Source organism: Niabella yanshanensis (genome assembly GCF_034424215.1).
Lineage (GTDB): Bacteria > Bacteroidota > Bacteroidia > Chitinophagales > Chitinophagaceae > Niabella > Niabella yanshanensis.
Map to the genome: position 1 here is coordinate 3832970 of NZ_CP139960.1, position 18212 is coordinate 3851181.

The window sequence follows — 18212 nt, forward strand, 5'->3', positions numbered from 1 at the left end:
CGGATCAGGCTTCAGAAGCTTTGATATCTTCTATACGTAGTTGCAGTGTTTTTTGACCATTCCAATCGTTTTCGTCGATTTTAAACACAAGGTCGAAGGGGTGGCGATCTTTGACAATGCCCAGCTTATCGGCCATATTAAAACCTATTCCTGTGAAAGTCAGGTCTTCTTGTTTTACAACCAGACGGAGATGATTTTCTTTAACTATTTTGCTATAGCCAGTATCAACAACGTTACGGGCTATAAAAACAGGTGTCATGTTTTCCGGTCCAAAGGGCTCCATCTGACGCAGTATATTGTAGAAAGATGTTGTTATTTCTTTAAAAGAAATAACAGAATTTATGACGATTTCGGGGACCAGATGCTCTTCTCTGATTGTGGCTGACACTACTTCTTCAAACTTAGCCCTGAAAAGGTCAACATTGTGCTTCTCAAGTGTTAGGCCGGCTGCAGCAAAATGTCCTCCATAAGCAAGCAGGAACTCTCTGCAGGCATGAATGGCCTCATACAGATTGAAGCCCGGAACACTTCTCGCGCTTCCGGCCGCATAATGGCCACTCTCTGTTAGCACCACTGTAGGTTTATAATGGTGTTCAATCAGCCGCGAGGCTACAATACCTACAACGCCTTTATGCCAATGCGGTTGATATACAACAGTAGATCGTCTTTCAACCCAGAGTTGATTTTCCGAAATTAGGGTTAAGGCCTCTGCGGTTATATCAGTATCCGCTTCTTTACGATCCGTATTATCATTATGCAATTGTTCTGCATAGTATAAGGCCTCCTCTTGTGTGGCAGCTATGAAAAGCCTTACTGCTTTGCTGGCGTCGTCCATTCGCCCCGCGGCATTGACCCGGGGAGCGATCATAAAGACAAGGTCATTAATATGTAATGGTTGTTTTGCGCCACCTAAAGTAGCCAGCGCTTTGATGCCCAGGTTAGGGTTTTCGTTGGCTTTTATTAATCCATAAAATGCCAGTACCCGGTTTTCTCCGTTCATAGGTACAATGTCTGCTGCTATTGCAGTGGCAACCAGGTCGAGATAATCCAATGCATTTTCCAGCGGGATACCCATTTGTTCGCACAAGGCACACATTAACTTAAATCCAACACCGCAACCACATAGATCCTTAAAAGGATAATCGCAGTCTTTCTGCTTCGGGTTTAATATAGCAATGGCATCAGGAATTATTTCGTCAGGAAGGTGATGATCGCAGACAATAAAATCAATGCCAAGGGTGTTGGCGTAATTGATCAGGTCTACCGACTTGATTCCACAATCCAGCGCAATAATCAAGGAAAAATTATTTTCTTTTGCGAAATCTATCCCTGCTTTGCTGACACCATAGCCTTCTTTATAGCGGTGTGGGATATAAAAGGCAACCTCGCTATGCAGTTTTCTGATAAAACTATACATACTGGCTACTGAGGTGGTGCCATCTACATCATAATCCCCAAATACCAATATTTTCTCATTTCCGTCAAATGCTTTTATAATCCGGTTTACGGCCTTCGCCATATCCTTCATCTGCCATGGATTATGTAAGTGAGAAAGTTGCGGCCTGAAATAATCTTTCGCCTGCTCAAAATTCTTTATACCTCTTTGCACCAGGATGCGGCAAAGGGTGGCATTTATTTTAAGTTCGCCCTGTAAAAATGATACTTCATTCGTATCGGATTCCAGTATATTCCAGCGTTTGGTCACTAATATTGCATTGTAGGTGGTTAACAAATGACATGCTGTTCATAGGTATTATAATACACAGCGAAAATACCAGTGTCTGGCACAAAGTTCTTATTTCTATACGAGATAACAATAAGAATAATGGTTCTGCAGGGGCTAATATTTTCTTTCTGTTACATAATCAACCAGGTCTTTTAAACCCTGGCGATATTCGTTGTCAGGAAATTGCATTAGTATGTCGAGCGCTTCTTTTTTGTATTCATACATTTTTTCTGTAGCGTACTGTATTCCACCTGTATTTTTTACCACATCTAATACCCAACCCACTTTTTGCTTGTCGTTGTTATTGTTTTTTACGATGCTGATTACTTTCTGGCGGGTTGATTTGTCGGTATTATTAAGCGTATAAATCAGCGGTAAGGTCATTTTCTTTTCTTTGATATCATTTCCCGTAGGTTTACCCACATCTTCGCTGGCATAATCAAAAAGATCATCCTTGATCTGAAAGGCGACACCCGTTTTTTCTCCAAACAACCTCATCTTTTCGGCGTCTTCGTCATTTTGAGTGGCCGACCAGGCGCCTGCGCTGCATGCTGAAGCCAGCAAAGAAGCCGTTTTGTTTTTGATGATTTCGTAATAAATGTCCTCTCTCAAGTTCAGGTTGCGGGCTTTCTCCAACTGTAATAATTCACCTTCACTCATTTTTTTTACGGCATCGGTAAGAATATGGAGAATTCTATAATCATGATTTTCAAGTGAAAGAATCAGCCCCTTTGCTAAAAGATAATCACCTACCAGCACCGATGCTTTATTTTTCCAAAGGGCATATACTGAGAAAAAACCCCGTCTTTCGATCGAATCGTCGACTACATCGTCATGAACCAGTGTAGCAGTATGCAGTATTTCAACCAATGACGCTGCCCGGTAAGTGGCTTCAGTAGGCGTTCCAAGCAGTTTGGCAGATAGAAAAACAAACATAGGCCGCATTTGTTTTCCCTTTCTCTTCACAATATATCTTAATATACTATTAAGGAGGGGGGTGGAGCTTTTAACCGCTGTCTTAAAACGTTCTTCAAAACTCTCTAATTCATTTTTTATTAAAGAAACAGGTAAATTCATAATAATAATTGAGCAAAATAAGGAATTTAAAGGGGGATTTTTGATTTTTTTGCATAGTATTTGCTTAGGTCAGACACAGCAGATTTAATTATTTTTTACGTTAAAATTTGTTTATTTAACAAATGGCTCTAAATTTGCTAAACTTATTAAGAAAAATCATTTTAAATCTTAATCCTTAGTTATGACAAGCAAAAAGTACCAATTACTAGCAGGCCTTAGTTGCCTGGTTGCGTCAACAGGCTTCGCCCAGGTGAGCCCGTCGCACCCTTATACCGCACCACACCCGGTATATGGCACTTTCTCTGTTACAGATTCAAATTATTACAACAGCAAACAACTGGCTCAGCACAATGAGTTTATGGTTGGAAACTACGACTATCCTGCAAAACCAAAAGATATGTGGGAAATAGGTATTAAAGGTGGTTCCTTCTCTATACCTTTTGCTGATGTTGATGCAAGATTCGGAAGATCTTTCGGTTTTGGCGGACATATCCGTAAATCTTTAGGACACGTAATGTCTTTAAGACTGGAATACGTTTACGGTGTTGCCCAGGGCTTAAACTGGAGACCTTCTACAGGTTATACAGCTGAAGGTACTAATACGCCTTGGGCTGGTTATGGCGGCGACCAGGTTTACTACAATTATAAAACAAAAGCTCAGGATCTTTCCTTGCAGGCTTTGTTTAACTTAGGTAACATCCGTTTCTACAAAAATCAAACTGGTGCAACTATTTATGCATTGGCAGGTGTGGGCGTTAACACATACAGAACAAGCGTAAACGCTTTAAACGGCAATAGTGCTTACAATTTCCCTGGTGCACAAGGCACTTATGATAACCGCAAAGATCAGTTAGATGCCTTAAAAGATCTGTTAGATGATTCTTACGAAAGCCAGGCGACTATTGATCCTTCCAAAAAATGGACTAAAACTTTTGCAGGATATATCACTCCTTCTGCTACAGTAGGTGCTGGTATCGCTTTCCGTCTTTCTTCTCGTGTTAACCTGGCTATTGAAGATCGCCTGATCTTTAACGGCTCTGATATGTTGGATGGTGTACGTTTTGATGAAAGCAGAACTTTATCTCCAGACAAAGACGTATTTAACTACCTTTCTTTAGGTCTGAACTTTAATTTGGGTAGCTCTGCAAAAAGAGTTGAGCCTCTTTACTGGTTAAACCCATTGAACTATGCTTACGGTGAATTACGCAGAGTACCTGAAATCATTCTTCCGGATGCTGATGGCGATGGTGTAACTGATCAGTTCGATCAGGAGCAAACACCTGCTGGTTGCCCAGTTGATACTCATGGTGTTAGCCGCGATACAGATGGTGACGGTGTACCTGATTGTAAAGATAAAGAGTTGATCACTCCAACATATTGCCAGCCGGTTGATGCTGATGGCGTAGGTAAATGTCCTTGTCCGGAAGGTTGCGCTCCTGCTCAAAGCGATTGCGCTGCTTCTCTAGGAGCTTTACCAAGCATTCACTTTGCTGCAAACTCTAACAAACTTTCTGACGATGCAGCTGCTACTTTAGCAACTGTAGCTTCTAAACTGAAAGCAAACCCCAACTGTAAAGTAGTAGTAGTAGGTTACTGTGCAGCTACTAAACGTCAGCAGCAATTAAGCTGGGATCACGTGAATAAAGTGATTTCTCACTTGGTTGAAAAAGAAGGCGTAAGCAGCGACAGATTTATCTTCAGCTCAGGCCAGGAAGGTGGTGATTGTGATGCAGTTGACATCCGTGCGGCTGCTCCAGGTGAAGATGGTCCTAATACTATCGCTCCTCCACACCCAAATCTTCGCAAAAACTAATCAGTTTTTTGCTAAATAATAAGAAGGCCCTTCTCATTTGAGAAGGGCTCTTTTTATGCCTTGAATACAAGCGTTTGATCGGATTTACGGTGCTCTATAAAGAAGCAAAACAAAGCAGCACCAGTTCAAAACTACGAGTATAAATATGCGGCCTTTTATCGTATTGCCGCTTTAAAAAAACACAGGTTGTCTTGCGGGTACACATCATTTTGAAAAGAGTTGGAACCGGTAGTCTTTATTTGCTTATGTGCAATTTTTAAACGCTACCGGGGCCGCACACAGCTCTGCCTTTCGGGGAATATGTCTATCATACGTAATAATATGTAATTAATAATTAATTTGTTAAGCTGAAGCAGCTTTTAAAATGACCGCTGGCCCTCATAGGTGCATGGTTAGAATGGAACTTCCTTTAATATATTCGGTTCGACAAATAATTTCAGATGTAGGCCTGAATGGGCATCTCTTATAGAGCCAATAGCGTATAAAAAAACATCAAGCTCAATTGAACCTGATGTTTCCTGATATCATTAGTAAGGATCCGGTGATTAATCTTCCATTTCTTCTCTTATGGTGTCACTTATTTTTACCAACACTTTATCTATCCTGTGGCCATCCATATCCATTATTTCAAAGTCAAAGCCATTCCACTCCATTTTGTCGGAAGCGATCGGGATGCGTTTTAGTTTGTGTAAGATAAAGCCCGCAATAGTGTCAAATTCCTGCTCTCCTTCATTCATCCAATCTGTCTTATCAAAGTAGGAAAGGAAATCATAAAACGGAAGCTGACCATCTACTAAGAAAGTTCCATCATCTCTTCTGATCACTTCATATTCGTCGTCGTCGTGTTGTGGCATATCCCCTATAATAGCTTCCAGGATGTCTTTCAGCGTGATCATACCCAATACACTACCGTACTCGTCAACAATAAAGCAGGAGTGCAGTTGCGACTCTTTAAACTTCTCCATTACCTTGAACGCCGTATTGTTGTCCGGTACGAAAAGTGCCGGCCGCATCAGGTTTTCGAAAGGTATATTATCGTTATTGGTGTACAAATCTTTTAAAGAAATGACGCCCTTTATATTGTCTATTTCTCCCTCACAAATGGGATATATTGAATGAGGCTCTTTTAAAATCTTTTCCCTGATCGTTTCTTCTGTATCGGTGGTGCTAAACCATACAATATCACTTCTGTGCGTCATTAGGGAAGTGATATTCCGGTCACTCAGGTGGAAAACCCGTTCAATGATCTCCTGTTCTGTTTCCTCTAAAGTACCTTGCTCGGTTCCTTCATTGATAATTGCTTTTATTTCTTCTTCCGTAACCTGGGAGTCATCCGATTTTACGTTAAAAATTTTGGTAATTAGCCTGGTAGACTGCGTTAATAACCAAATAAAAGGGAAGGTGATCCAGCTTACTATACGCATCGGCCCCGCTACAAATTTTGCGATTTTTTCAGGCGATGATAAGCCGATCCTTTTAGGAATCAATTCTCCAAAAACCAATGAGAAATAGGTGATTAAAATAACTACCACGGTGGTTGCGATCCCTTTACTGTAGGGTGCTAGCGAAGGAAATTGTGTTACAAAGAGCTCTATATCGCCGGTTATTTTGTCCCCGGAGTAAATACCGGTTAAAATGCCAATCAGCGTAATGCCGATTTGTACAGTAGAAAGAAAATGGTCGGGGTGGTTTGCCAGGGCGAGTGCATCTTTTGCTTTTTTATCGCCTTTATTAGCCTGGGCTTCCAGCCTGGCCTTACGGGCCGACACAAGAGCTATTTCAGCCATAGAGAAAACCCCGTTTAATAAAATAAGTAGGGCGATTATGAGTATTTCCATTAATTTAAAGTTGATTGCTTATCGAATATGGGAAATCCGAATTTTTTGTTGAATAAATTACCAGATAGTGAGCCAATAAGAAGTCCCAGCAGCGTACCGCCTAGAACATCGAAAGGATAGTGAACACCGACATAGACCTGGGCGAACCCAATGATGCCCGCCCAAACAAAAAGGGCCCACGCATAGCGGAAGAAGCTCTTGAAAGTTACAAAAAAGAAGGCGGCAATACCAAAATGGTTGATAGCGTGGTTAGATACAAAACTAAAGCCACCGCTACATCTGCCCAAAACCATTCGTACATGTCCAATCATCTCAGGGTCATTACACGGTCTTAAGCGCTCAAAGCCCTCTTTGAAGATGCGGGCACCTACAATATCAGTGCAGGCGGCAGTAGCCAGTACCAGCGCCAGCCACCACCAACCGTTTCTTTTGAAATTGATTACCGTAAAAGCTACAATGAAAAGATAGAGGGGACCCCAGGTAAATGCATTACGCATAACAGGCATAAAGCTATCGAAGAGGGCGTTCGCCAATTTTATATTGATCCATTCAAATAACCAGCGGTCAGCACTAACAAACCAATCCGGTAAGGGAATATAACCAGGTATATCCATAAGATGCAAAAATAATGATACTCGTTAAATTTGGTGTGAAGTCGTCTAAATATATAATACAATAAACGAATAATTATCTGATCAGAATTTACAACTCCCTATCTTAGCGTTTATGAAACGTAAAAAATTCATTGCTTCAGCTGTTGCAATGGCTTCGGCACCTTTTTTACAGATTAATGCCCGTACGGCAATCAATAATACGGGTACAATTCCTCCTTATTTAAAGCCCGGTGATATGATAGGTATCACTTCGCCGGCGGGGTATACAACACGCGAAGGGATCATCCCGGCTGCAACAGTACTACAGCAATGGGGATATAAAATAAGAGTAGGATTCACGATTGGCAAGCGGGATCATACTTTTGGTGGTACAGATGCCGAACGGCTATCAGATATGCAGGCGATGTTAGATGATCCGCAGGTAAAAGCTATTATGTGTGCGAGAGGTGGTTATGGCAGTGTAAGAATTGTAGACGGATTGAATTGGGATAAATTTAAAGCCAAACCGAAATGGATTATCGGTTTCAGTGATATTACGGTGCTGCATGCGCATCTTCAGAAAAATATGGGAATAGCTTCTATTCATTCCAAGATGTGTAACAGCTTTCCCGATATCTGGGCCAATGCTGATCCTTTACAAAAAGATACCATAGAATCGATACACCGGGCTTTATCGGGTGAGCGTATGGAATACAAGGCACCATTCAGTAATTATAATCGTACCGGGATCGCTAAAGGTCTGCTGGTAGGAGGTAATCTAAAAACCTTAGAGAGCCTGGCAGGATCTGCATCTGACATAGAAACAGGTGGAAAAATACTTTTTGTGGAGGATACGGGAGAGTATTTATACAGCGTAGATCGTATGTTCTGGAATTTGAAGCGAACGGGTAAGCTTTCCAGGTTGGCTGGATTAATAGTTGGTGGTATCAAAGTAAAACAGGATGACCCATCGGAATATTTTGGACAAACTATTTATGATATTATTATGGACAAAGTGAAAGGCTATAACTACCCGGTTTCTTTCGATTTCCCTGTTGGGCATCAAATAGATAATTTCGCTTTAAAATGCGGGGTAATGCATGAGCTATCGGTTCAACCTGCCGGAAGCAATTTAAAAGAGATTTAAAACATAAATTGATTTTTTGTCGATGATTATCAAAACACCTCCCTATTTACAACCGGGAGATACTATCGGGATTGTATGTCCGGCAGGCTACATGGCATTTGAGAAGGCTGCAGCGTGTGTGAGAGTGTTGCAGGAAGAATGGGGGTATAAGGTAAAAGTGGGCAGTACTTTGGGCAGTAAGTCGGAGAATTATTTTGCCGGAACAGATGGGGAACGATTGAATGATTTTCAGTCGATGTTGGATGATGATGAAGTGCAGGCTGTACTTTGCGGACGAGGTGGCTACGGAATGGGGCGAATTGTTGACGGGGTCAACTTTAAGAAATTTAAAAAGAAGCCCAAATGGGTAATAGGCTTTAGCGATATTACCATTTTGCATACTCATTTGTATTCGAATTATCATATCGCTTCACTGCATGCCCCTATGGCAGCTGCTTTTAACGAAGAAGGTTATTTAAATAAGTATGTCCTTTCTTTAAAGGACGCCCTTGAGGGGAAATGGGCAAAGTATTCTTGTGAACCGCATGAATTAAACCGACAGGGAGAAGCTGTAGGCGAATTAGTAGGTGGAAACCTTGCGCTACTTGTAAATGGAATTGGAACGCCTTCTGAAATTAAAACCAAAGGCCGGATACTTTTTATCGAGGATATTGGTGAGCAGAAATATGCTATCGACAGGATGATGCAGCAACTGAAAAGAAGCGGCAAGCTTAAGAAGCTTGCCGGCCTTATAGTAGGATGCTTTGCGGATACGAAGGATACAGAACGTCCTTTTGGCGCCACCCTCCAGGAGATCATTTTAGACGCGGTTAAGGAGTTTGACTATCCCGTATGTTTTGAATTTCCTGTTAGTCATAATAAAGAAAACTTAGCACTAAAAATCGGTGTGGGATACAAATTGCGGGTTCATCCAAAAAAAGTAACACTTGATGAATGACCGGCAGCTTAGCCGCTAATCCCCAGTAACTTTTACTACTTTGGAATAGGCCGGAGAATTGTATCAGGGAGATAAGTAGTTCTACCCGAGCTATGTCTATACCCAAAGCACCAAAAACGTAACATGCCAATTGATATCCTGGTTAATGCAATTAGAAAAAGTGTGTAGAGGGATAGAGGCGGAGAGGTTTTATTCAGATTAACAAACCTACATTCATACGAAAGCCGGCTTGCCTGTTTTTAACCTGTTTCGGGAAGGAAGGCGCTAATAAAAAAATCCCCAACATTAGAGATGTTGGGGACTTCATCAAAAACCATTAACCATTAAACCTTATCCTATGAAAATTCAATTCAAAATTACAAAATAAATGATATCGTGCAAACGATTGTTATTTATTTTCATGAATTTTCACATTTTTTTATGATTTAAATATCGCATTATCAGATTTTTCCCCCTTATCCATCCCCAAAATGGCCTAAAGAGGATACCGGTTTAAATACTGATTGAATAAAAAAACAATAACCCTGTGTTTAAACCGGCGTTGGCCTCTCTTTGCTGCCCCATTAAAGCCAATTACTATATTGGTTACTGGCAGCATAGCGGATAAGTGACCGATCAACGGGCTGGTATTGCGTAAACGGCCGCTTAGGAGGTTTAGGTCTATGTGGTCGCCGAGGTGGCGCACAGGATGCAGATATTAGTATAATCAATACAATCAGGATAGAACCTGTTAAACGGTTGTTAGGGGCTCGCATATTTTTTTCTGGGTGTAAGGCAACAAACAGGCCAATTAGTACCAGCCGTGCTATACATTTAAAAAGAAAGCCACCCTGATAAAGGTGGCCTTGCTTAAATAATATTGATTTACTTTATTAGAAAGTATATCTGGCGGCGATACCGAAACCGTCTCCATAAAATCCATTATACTGATCAGTTTTAGCAACAAGGAATGTAGGGCGCCAGTCGGCAGAAACATTCAAAGGAATCTTTTTGAATTTGTAATCTGCTCCACCAGTGGGGAATAAACCTACACTTACTCCTTTAAAAGGATCGTACTTGGAGGAACTGTGAAAAACTGTAGCACCACCACCTACATACCATTTCAGGCCGTCTACAGGCTTTATAGCGAAGTGATGTTGATAAGCAGCCGAAGCGCTGATTGTTGTAGTGCGGTAGTCATTTACAAAATAAGCATACCGGTTTCCTCCAATACCCAGGTTGAACTCAAGTGCGGGCTGTTCTGCTAAAAACATCTTATAAGATGCAGCAAAAACATCATAGTTAGAAGCAGGGCTAATTCTGGCTCCTATTGCCTGTTTGTAGTCGCTTTGCGCAAAAAGGGCCGAGCTTAAAGAAAGCAGAGCCAGTCCAAGTGTCAATTTAATTTTCATAAATATTTGATTTGTTTAACGGGCGCAAATCTAATCTATTTTCTAATTAATTAAGTACCAAGATCTGGGGATATCGACAAACGGCTGTTTTCCCGGTACCAATTGCTTTAAATCAGGTATAAATGACAAAAGTTTGCATAGTACTATGCAAACTTTTGAATAATGCGATATTAATATACTTATTAATAGTCTTTGTTGTAGTCGCTGCTACGATCGCGATATCCACCGCCGCCGCCATAACCGCCGCCGCTTTTTCTGTATCCGCCGCCGCCGCTGTTGCCGCCGCCGCCAAAGCTTCTTTTTTTGTAGCCACCGCCATTGCTGCTACCACCTTCTTTCGGACGGCTTTCGTTTACTACGATATTTCTACCGTCAACTTCAGTACCGTTTAAAGCGCTGATTGCAGATTGTGCTTCGTCGTCATTAGCCATTTCTACAAAACCAAAGCCTTTGCTACGGTTAGTGAATTTGTCTAAAACGATTTTAGCAGAAGTTACTTCTCCGTGTGAGCTGAATAAATTCTGTAAGTCCTGGTCTTTCAAGTTCCAGCTTAAGTTACCAACGTAAATGTTCATTTTTTTTGTTTTAAGAAATTTTAAAGAAAGTGAGAAACAGTAGCCAAGATCAATGAACATTTATTGTACCATGGAACTTTAATACTGAATATACACCATAATAATATTACAAATATACTGGTAAATTTATCGTATCCCCAATAATTTTATTTTACCAAATAATTACCAAAAACGCCCGACCTAGGGGCCGGGCGCTATAAGTTGCTTCGAAAAGAGAGGAATTATTCAGCAATTACTTCAAAATCAAGTTCGGTGGAATGACCATTCCCGAAATCAATAGTAGCTTTATGTGTGCCTAATTCTTTTACTTCTTCGTTGATGTGAATTTTTTTGCGGTCGATTTCATAACCTTTTTGCTCGCGGATGGCTCTGCTGATTTGAAGGTTAGTTACACTGCCGAAAATTTTACCAGATGTGCCGGTTTTAGCTCCGATTTTAAGAGGAGATGCGCTTAGCTTGCTGATAACATCGTTAATTGCAGCCAACATAGCATCTTCTTTTTTCTTCGCTTGTTTCAGTCTTTCTTCCAGCTGTTTTTTGTTGCCGGCGCTGTTTTCAACCGCTAACTTGCGGGGTAATAAAAAGTTACGTGCATAGCCGTTTTTAACGGTCACCACTTCGTTAACACCACCCAAATTATCTACATCCTGTATTAAAATTACTTCCATTATATGGTTATTTAGTTCCCTTTTGCCCAATCGATGATTGTGACTGTCTCCACCAGTTGTGGGTTAGGGAAGGTTACTAATGTTAAGCTAGTAGAAGATAACTAATAGTATGCAGGACATCCTACAGGCTATTTTCTACTTGCCGTTTTTCTATTTCAAAAGATCTGTTACGTAAGGTAAAAGAGCCATCTGGCGTGCTTTTTTTACAGCATCAGATACCCTGCGCTGGAATTTTAAGCTGTTACCGGTTAAACGGCGTGGTAATAACTTACCTTGCTCGTTCAGGAACTTTTTCAGGAACTCTATGTCTTTGTAATCAACATAGCGGATGCCATATTTTTTAAAGCGGCAGAATTTTTTTACGCGCTTATCTGTCTTAATGGCCGTCAGGTATTTTATTTCATTCTTTGCCATAATATTAAGCCTCCACTGCTTTTTCGGTTCCTGTTTTTACGCCTTTTGCCTTTTTAGCATTATACTCAACGGCGTATTTGTCGAGTTTAGTGCATAAATGACGAAGTACTGATTCGTCGCGAAGAAGCTGTATTTTCAGCCTCTCATTGAAGTCGGATGGCGCAGTATATTCCAATACCCAGTATAAACCAGTGGTTTTTTTCTGGATCGGATACGCCAGTGATTTCAATCCCCATGGATTTTCGTGAACGATAGAGCCACCTGCTTCTGTTACCATACCGGCAAACTTTTTCTGAGCAGCTTTAAACTCATCTTCGCTTAAAACCGGGGTAAAAATCACCATCAATTCATAATTGTTCATTACCCTGAAATTTGATTAAAAAAATAAAAAATATCCCCAGCTTTTGCTAAGGGGCTGCAAAGATACAAATTTTGGACGAATTAGGTATATTGTGAATAATTGAATAGATTTTGATTTTAAGTTGTTGATTAGTATTTGATTACAATTTTTCCAATGGTGCTGCCGCTTTCCATTTGGCGGTGCGCGGTCTTAAAATTATCAGCCAAAAGGCCACTTAGGGTGGTTGTTAAGGTAGACTGCAAGGTTCCCTTGTCAAAGAGCTCCGCGGCTTTATTAAGAATAATATGCTGCTCGGTTATGTCCCCGGTCTGAAACATAGAACGGGTAAACATCAGTTCCCAATGAAAGCTCACACTTTTTGATTTAAGCTGGCGGAGATTTACGGGCTGCGTTGGGTCGCTGATAGAACCGATAGCGCCCTGAGGGCGAATTAATTCTGCGAAAGCATCCCAATACTGGTTGACATCAACAAAATCCAGTATGAAATCCACCTGCCGAAACCCTGCAGACTTCACTTCATTTACCAAATCGCGATGGTTCACTACATAATCTGCACCCTGCTGTTGACACCATTCAACTGATTCAGGTCTGGATGCGGTAGCCAATACGGTCAACCCAGCCACTTTTTTCGCTATTTGTATAGCAATAGAACCCACCCCACCTGCTCCGCCAATAATCAGTATCGATTTGCCTTTATCTTTTTCATTAATGCGCATCCTGTCAAATAATATTTCCCAGGCGGTCAGCGTAGTGAGTGGCATAGCTGCTGCTGCTGCAAAAGTCAGGCTGACTGGTTTTTTACCAACAATGCGTTCATCTACCAGCTGAAACTCTGCATTGGAGCCGGTTTTGGTGATATCGCCCGCGTAATATACTTCATCTCCTTTTTTGAAAAGAGTAACCTGGTCGCCAACCTCTTCCACAACGCCTGCCGCATCCCAGCCGATTATTTTAGGCATATCCAACGTTTTTCCTTTGACGCTGTTCTGCCTTATCTTATAATCAACAGGGTTTACGCCCGTTGCTTTTATTTTTACCAGCAGTTCATACCCGGTAGGCTTGGGTATTTCTGTTTCAAAGTCAATAAAGCTTTCTGTATCATTTATGGGGAGAGAGGTTGTAAATCCTACGGCTTTCATTACTATTTGTTTTAAATGTGAATGAGTTATCTAACAAAACAGGACAAACTTCGAAATTGTTTAGGAGATCAAAAGGGAACAAAAAAAAGTTCTTTCGGCGAAGAACTTTATTATTAATTATTATTAACCAAGATCAGGAATTACTGATTATCTCCGAGGCTGTACTCGTTATTCTCTTCATCCTCCTCACCGATGTCTTCATTATCATCATCAGCTTCCTGGCCGGGCACGTCCAGATCCTTCCCATCCTGCGGTGTTCGCTCATTCAGCTTTTCACCGTCAAAATCCCGGTCATCCAGCCGCGCTCTTTTCAGATCTTCATCGTCAACATTGTTCAGCGATTCTGTATCTTTCAACAGTTCCCTTTCCTGCCGCGAAACATTAGCGTCGTCATTGACGTCAACCTCGTCTTCGTCAGTTTCCTCGTCAAAAATACCAACACCTTCTTCGTCGTCTGAGGCAATAGTGAGATCTGCCTCCTGGTTGGTTTCAGGCGGCTTTACATTAGCCTGACCGGGTATATCCTCCACATCCGGTAGATCAATAATTGATTCTTCAGGCTTTAATTGTTCTTTGTCTTTTTCCGAATCATGTATATCGGATCCGTTTAAGTTTGTCATAGATAAAAGGTTTAGTGATTACTTTTATTCAGACAAATACAATGCCATGCCGCCTGGCAGGTTACCGCAACTAAAAGCCCGGCTTTGCGGGCCGGGCTTAAAGATCTTATTTCATTTTATTTTTATTTGATCTCTTCCTTAATGTCTTCCATTAATTTGTGGGCGATATGATTTGCCTTGCTTTCAAAATCACTTTCAGAATAGATCCTGATTATGGGCTCTGTATTGGAAGTGCGTAAATGTACCCAGTCATTATCAAATTCTATTTTTAATCCATCTTCATCGTTGATCGGATTTTTAGCATACTTCTCTTTGATGCTTTTAAAGATGGAGGCTACGTCAATACTACTGTCCAGCTCAATTTTGTTTTTGCTGATAAAGTAGTCAGGGTACTGCCGACGTAAGGACCCGATGCTGCCCTTTTTGCCCGCCAGGTGAGATAAAAACAAGGCAATGCCAATCAAAGCGTCACGACCATAATGGAAATCGGGTACGATGATACCTCCATTGCCTTCTCCGCCGATTACTGCGTTGGTTTCTTTCATCTTTGTTACCACATTCACTTCACCAACAGCCGAAGGCGTATAAGCGCCGCCTCTTTTCAAAGTAACTTCTTTCAAAGCTTTGGTACTGCTCATATTGCTTACCGTATTGCCGGGGCGCAGCGATAGTATATAATCGGCAACCGCAACCAGTGTGTATTCTTCTCCAAACATGCTGCCATCTTCGCAAACAAAACAAAGGCGGTCAACATCAGGATCAACAGCAATTCCTAAATCGGCTTTCTCTTTAACAACCGTGCTGCTCAGTTCTGTTAGATGATTGGGTAACGGCTCAGGGTTATGTGCGAAATTGCCCGTTATTTCTTTATTTAATACGATAATATTTTCAACACCTAAAGCATTTAATAAGGCCGGAACAAAAGTGGCGCCGGTTGAATTGATAGCGTCCACCACTACTTTAAAATTTTTAGCCGCAATAGCCTCTTTATTTACCAGCGGATAGTTTAAGATCGCATCAATATGCTTTTGCATATAAGAATCATTTTTTTGAATCTTACCCAGTTTGTCTACTGCAACAAAATTGAAATCCTCTGCCTCAGCAATGCGCAGTAATTCCTGGCCCGTTTCAGCAGAAATGAATTCGCCTTTTTCATTTAATAGTTTTAAGGCGTTCCACTCTTTGGGGTTGTGGCTGGCTGTCAAAATAATACCTCCATCCGCACCTTCCAGCGGAACAGCGATCTCAACTGTGGGGGTGGTGCTTAAATCAAGATCCACTACATCAATGCCCATGGCGGAGAGGGTAGACTGTACCAGGCTGCTCACCATTGCGCCGCTGATACGCCCGTCGCGGCCAATTACCACTTTTATATTTTTATCTTTTCCCGCGTTCTTCTTAAGGATGGCTCCATAAGCAGCGGTGAATTTTACCACGTCCACCGGTGATAAAGTGTCGCCGGTTTTGCCGCCGATGGTACCACGGATACCAGATATACTTTTGATAAGAGGCATATACTTATATGATTATTTTATATTATCAGGGGTGCAAATTTACGAGCCAGGCTCCGATTAATGGGAATTTGTGGATAATATTAATGTTAGGGAACATAGAAATTTGGGTCCAAAACAGCGTTGAATGTAAAAAAGACCTCCCAGGAAATCAGCACTAACGGCCGTTGGTTTGGATAACCCAGGCAGATCCATGACCCGGATTCTGCCGCTTGCCTAATAATAATTACTTTTGCAGGCTAATTATAAGTATTAAAGAAGGTTATGAGTGAATTTAACAGAGTGCTGGTTACTGCCGCGTTGCCTTATGCAAACGGTCCCATACATATCGGGCATTTAGCGGGCTGCTATGTCCCTGCAGATATTTACGTAAGATTTTTACGTGCTCAAAATAAAGATGTAAAGTTTATTGGCGGAAGTGATGAACACGGCGTTCCTATTACGATCAGGGCTATGAAAGAGGGGGTATCTCCTCAACAAATTGTAGACCGGTACCATGAGCAGATCAAACACAGTTTTGAACAAATGGGGATTTCGTTCGATATCTACTCGCGAACCTCAAGCCCGGTGCATCATGAAACGGCAGCGGCGTTCTTTAAGAAGTTATACGATGATGGTTTGTTTGAAGAAAAAGAGAGCGAGCAGTATTATGATGAGAAAACAAATACTTTTTTAGCCGATCGTTATATAGTAGGTACCTGCCCGGTTTGTGGTAATGGTAACGCATTTGGTGATCAGTGTGAAAAATGCGGTAGCTCTTTATCGCCTGAACAACTGATTGACCCGCGTAGTGCGCTGAGCGATGCGATACCGGTTAAAAAGAAAACAAAGCACTGGTATTTCCCGTTACAGAATTATGAAGCGTTCCTGAAAAAATGGATACTCGAAGGGCATACTGAATGGAAAAATAATGTATTCGGGCAGTGTAAGAGCTGGCTGGATAGCGGCCTCCAAAGCCGTGCCATGACCCGCGATAGCAATTGGGGTATTAAAGTTCCTTTGCCTGACGCAGAAGGTAAAGTGTTATATGTTTGGTTTGACGCACCTATCGGTTATATTTCTGCAACAAAGGAATTAACAGAAAACTGGGCAGACTACTGGTGTAAAGAAGACACTAAGCTGGTTCATTTTATCGGTAAAGATAATATTGTGTTCCATTGTATCATATTCCCGGCTATGCTTAAAGCACATGGCAATTTTGTATTGCCGGATAACGTACCGGCCAATGAGTTTTTGAACATTGAAGGAGATAAGGTATCAACCAGCCGTAACTGGGCAGTTTGGGTACATGAATACATTAAAGATTTCCCCGGTTGTGAAGATGTATTGCGTTATGTGCTTTGCGCCAATGCTCCCGAAAATAAAGACAATGATTTCACCTGGAAAGATTTCCAGGACCGGAACAATAATGAGCTGGCATCTATCTTCGGAAACTTTGTGAACCGTACGTTTGTATTGATGCATAAATTATGTGGGGGCAAAGTGCCTAAACTGCATACAGGCGTGCTAGATGAAAAAGACAAATCGATCATTGCAGACATAGAAGCAGCGAAGGCAAAAGTTCAAACTGCCCTCGAAAACTATCGTTTCAGAGATGCGCTATACGAGGCTATCGACCTGAGTCGTAAGGGTAACAAATACATGCAGGAAAAAGAACCCTGGATTGTTGCTAAAAAGCTGGTCGAAGATCCGGAGGCGCAGAAAAGCATTGATAACTGTTTGCACCTGTGCCTGCAGTTAACCGCCAACCTGGCTATCCTGATCAACCCATTTTTGCCGGCTACCGCTAAAAAAATGCTGCATATGATGAAAGTGGTGGATAAAATGCTGGATTGGGACAATGCCGGAAAGATCAATTTGCTGAGCGTGGGTTATTCTTTAAGGGCGCCTGAAATTTTGTTCAGGAAAATTGAAGATGCGGAAATAGAAGCGCAGATACAGAAATTAAAAGCCGGAAGCCAGCAAAAACCTGAAGCTCCGGCTAAAGAAGCGGAAGCAAAGGTCGAAAGCGCTGAGGCTGTATCTGCTTTAAAGCCTGAGATTGTTTTTGATGATTTCGCTAAAATAGACCTAAGATCAGGAACCATACTCTCAGCAGAAAAAGTAGAGAAAGCCGATAAACTTTTAAAGCTGCAGGTGGACCTTGGCTTTGAAAAAAGAACTATAGTGTCGGGTATTGCCCAGCATTTTGATGCGGATACGATAGCTGGTAAAAGGGTAATAGTGGTAGCAAACCTGGCTCCCCGTAAAATGAGAGGCATAGAAAGCAACGGGATGATTTTAATGGCTGAAGATGCGGAAGGCAAGCTGATATTTGTGAACGGAGAAGAGGGGGCTGTTAATGGAAGTAAGGTGAGCTAGGCATCGTACAAATTATAACTGTAAAGGGCTTCTCATTTTTG

The 18212-nt window shown here is 41.5% G+C and carries 16 protein-coding genes; 4 read left to right on the forward strand and 12 right to left on the reverse strand.

Annotated elements, in window-relative coordinates; translation table 11 throughout:
* Positions 1 to 4: 4 nt before the first annotated feature.
* Positions 5 to 1705, reverse strand: a complete 1701-nt coding sequence (gene recJ, locus U0035_RS15845; protein WP_114793093.1) for a single-stranded-DNA-specific exonuclease RecJ — start codon at positions 1703 to 1705, stop codon at positions 5 to 7.
* Between the two features lie 135 nt (positions 1706 to 1840).
* On the reverse strand, positions 1841 to 2803 hold the full coding sequence (locus tag U0035_RS15850; protein ID WP_114792971.1) for a polyprenyl synthetase family protein: 963 nt from the start codon (positions 2801 to 2803) through the stop codon (positions 1841 to 1843).
* A gap of 181 nt (positions 2804 to 2984) precedes the next feature.
* On the opposite strand from U0035_RS15850, the gene U0035_RS15855 reads away from it, so the two are divergent.
* Entirely contained in the window at positions 2985 to 4616 is a 1632-nt protein-coding gene (locus tag U0035_RS15855; RefSeq protein WP_114792972.1) for an OmpA family protein, read from the forward strand.
* Positions 4617 to 5161: 545 nt separating this feature from the next.
* Here U0035_RS15855 and U0035_RS15860 read toward each other — a convergent pair.
* Together U0035_RS15860 and U0035_RS15865 are read right to left on the reverse strand one after the other, a co-directional pair.
* A complete protein-coding gene (locus tag U0035_RS15860) occupies positions 5162 to 6454 on the reverse strand; it encodes a hemolysin family protein (protein ID WP_114792973.1) in 1293 nt (430 codons plus the stop codon).
* Positions 6454 to 7068: a phosphatase PAP2 family protein gene (locus U0035_RS15865; RefSeq protein WP_114792975.1), complete on the reverse strand. Its 615-nt coding sequence runs from the start codon at positions 7066 to 7068 to the stop codon at positions 6454 to 6456. Before U0035_RS15865 ends, U0035_RS15860 begins: the two co-directional genes overlap by 1 nt.
* A 112-nt stretch (positions 7069 to 7180) precedes the next feature.
* Between U0035_RS15865 and U0035_RS15870 the strand changes: the two genes are divergently transcribed.
* Complete coding sequence (locus tag U0035_RS15870) at positions 7181 to 8194, forward strand: S66 peptidase family protein (RefSeq protein WP_114792977.1); 1014 nt, start codon at positions 7181 to 7183, stop codon at positions 8192 to 8194.
* Between the two features lie 22 nt (positions 8195 to 8216).
* Positions 8217 to 9131, forward strand: a complete 915-nt coding sequence (locus U0035_RS15875; protein WP_114792979.1) for a S66 peptidase family protein — start codon at positions 8217 to 8219, stop codon at positions 9129 to 9131.
* A gap of 872 nt (positions 9132 to 10003) precedes the next feature.
* On the opposite strand, the gene U0035_RS15880 is transcribed toward U0035_RS15875, so the two are convergent.
* The 8 genes from U0035_RS15880 to glmM all read right to left on the reverse strand — a co-directional run bounded on the left by U0035_RS15880 (position 10004) and on the right by glmM (position 15813).
* Entirely contained in the window at positions 10004 to 10522 is a 519-nt protein-coding gene (locus tag U0035_RS15880) for a hypothetical protein (RefSeq protein WP_114792980.1), read from the reverse strand.
* Positions 10523 to 10704: 182 nt separating this feature from the next.
* Complete coding sequence (gene rbp / locus U0035_RS15885) at positions 10705 to 11097, reverse strand: RNA-binding regulator (protein ID WP_114792981.1); 393 nt, start codon at positions 11095 to 11097, stop codon at positions 10705 to 10707.
* Between the two features lie 221 nt (positions 11098 to 11318).
* Positions 11319 to 11765, reverse strand: coding sequence for a 50S ribosomal protein L9 (gene rplI, locus U0035_RS15890; protein WP_114792983.1), 447 nt, complete (start codon positions 11763 to 11765; stop codon positions 11319 to 11321).
* A 150-nt stretch (positions 11766 to 11915) separates the two neighbouring features.
* Positions 11916 to 12179 carry a 30S ribosomal protein S18 gene (gene rpsR / locus U0035_RS15895; protein WP_114792984.1) on the reverse strand — a complete coding sequence of 88 codons (264 nt, stop codon included), beginning with the start codon at positions 12177 to 12179 and terminating at the stop codon, positions 11916 to 11918.
* Between the two features lie 4 nt (positions 12180 to 12183).
* Complete coding sequence (rpsF, locus tag U0035_RS15900; protein ID WP_114792986.1) at positions 12184 to 12540, reverse strand: 30S ribosomal protein S6; 357 nt, start codon at positions 12538 to 12540, stop codon at positions 12184 to 12186.
* 128 nt (positions 12541 to 12668) lie between these two features.
* Positions 12669 to 13679: a zinc-binding alcohol dehydrogenase family protein gene (locus U0035_RS15905; protein ID WP_114792988.1), complete on the reverse strand. Its 1011-nt coding sequence runs from the start codon at positions 13677 to 13679 to the stop codon at positions 12669 to 12671.
* A 140-nt stretch (positions 13680 to 13819) separates the two neighbouring features.
* Entirely contained in the window at positions 13820 to 14299 is a 480-nt protein-coding gene (locus U0035_RS15910; protein ID WP_114792989.1) for a hypothetical protein, read from the reverse strand.
* A gap of 122 nt (positions 14300 to 14421) precedes the next feature.
* Entirely contained in the window at positions 14422 to 15813 is a 1392-nt protein-coding gene (gene glmM / locus U0035_RS15915; RefSeq protein ID WP_114792991.1) for a phosphoglucosamine mutase, read from the reverse strand.
* Positions 15814 to 16074: 261 nt separating this feature from the next.
* Here glmM and metG point away from each other — a divergent pair, with 261 nt between their 5' ends.
* Positions 16075 to 18171: a methionine--tRNA ligase gene (gene metG / locus U0035_RS15920; protein WP_114792994.1), complete on the forward strand. Its 2097-nt coding sequence runs from the start codon at positions 16075 to 16077 to the stop codon at positions 18169 to 18171.
* The last annotated feature ends 41 nt before the right edge of the window (positions 18172 to 18212 follow it).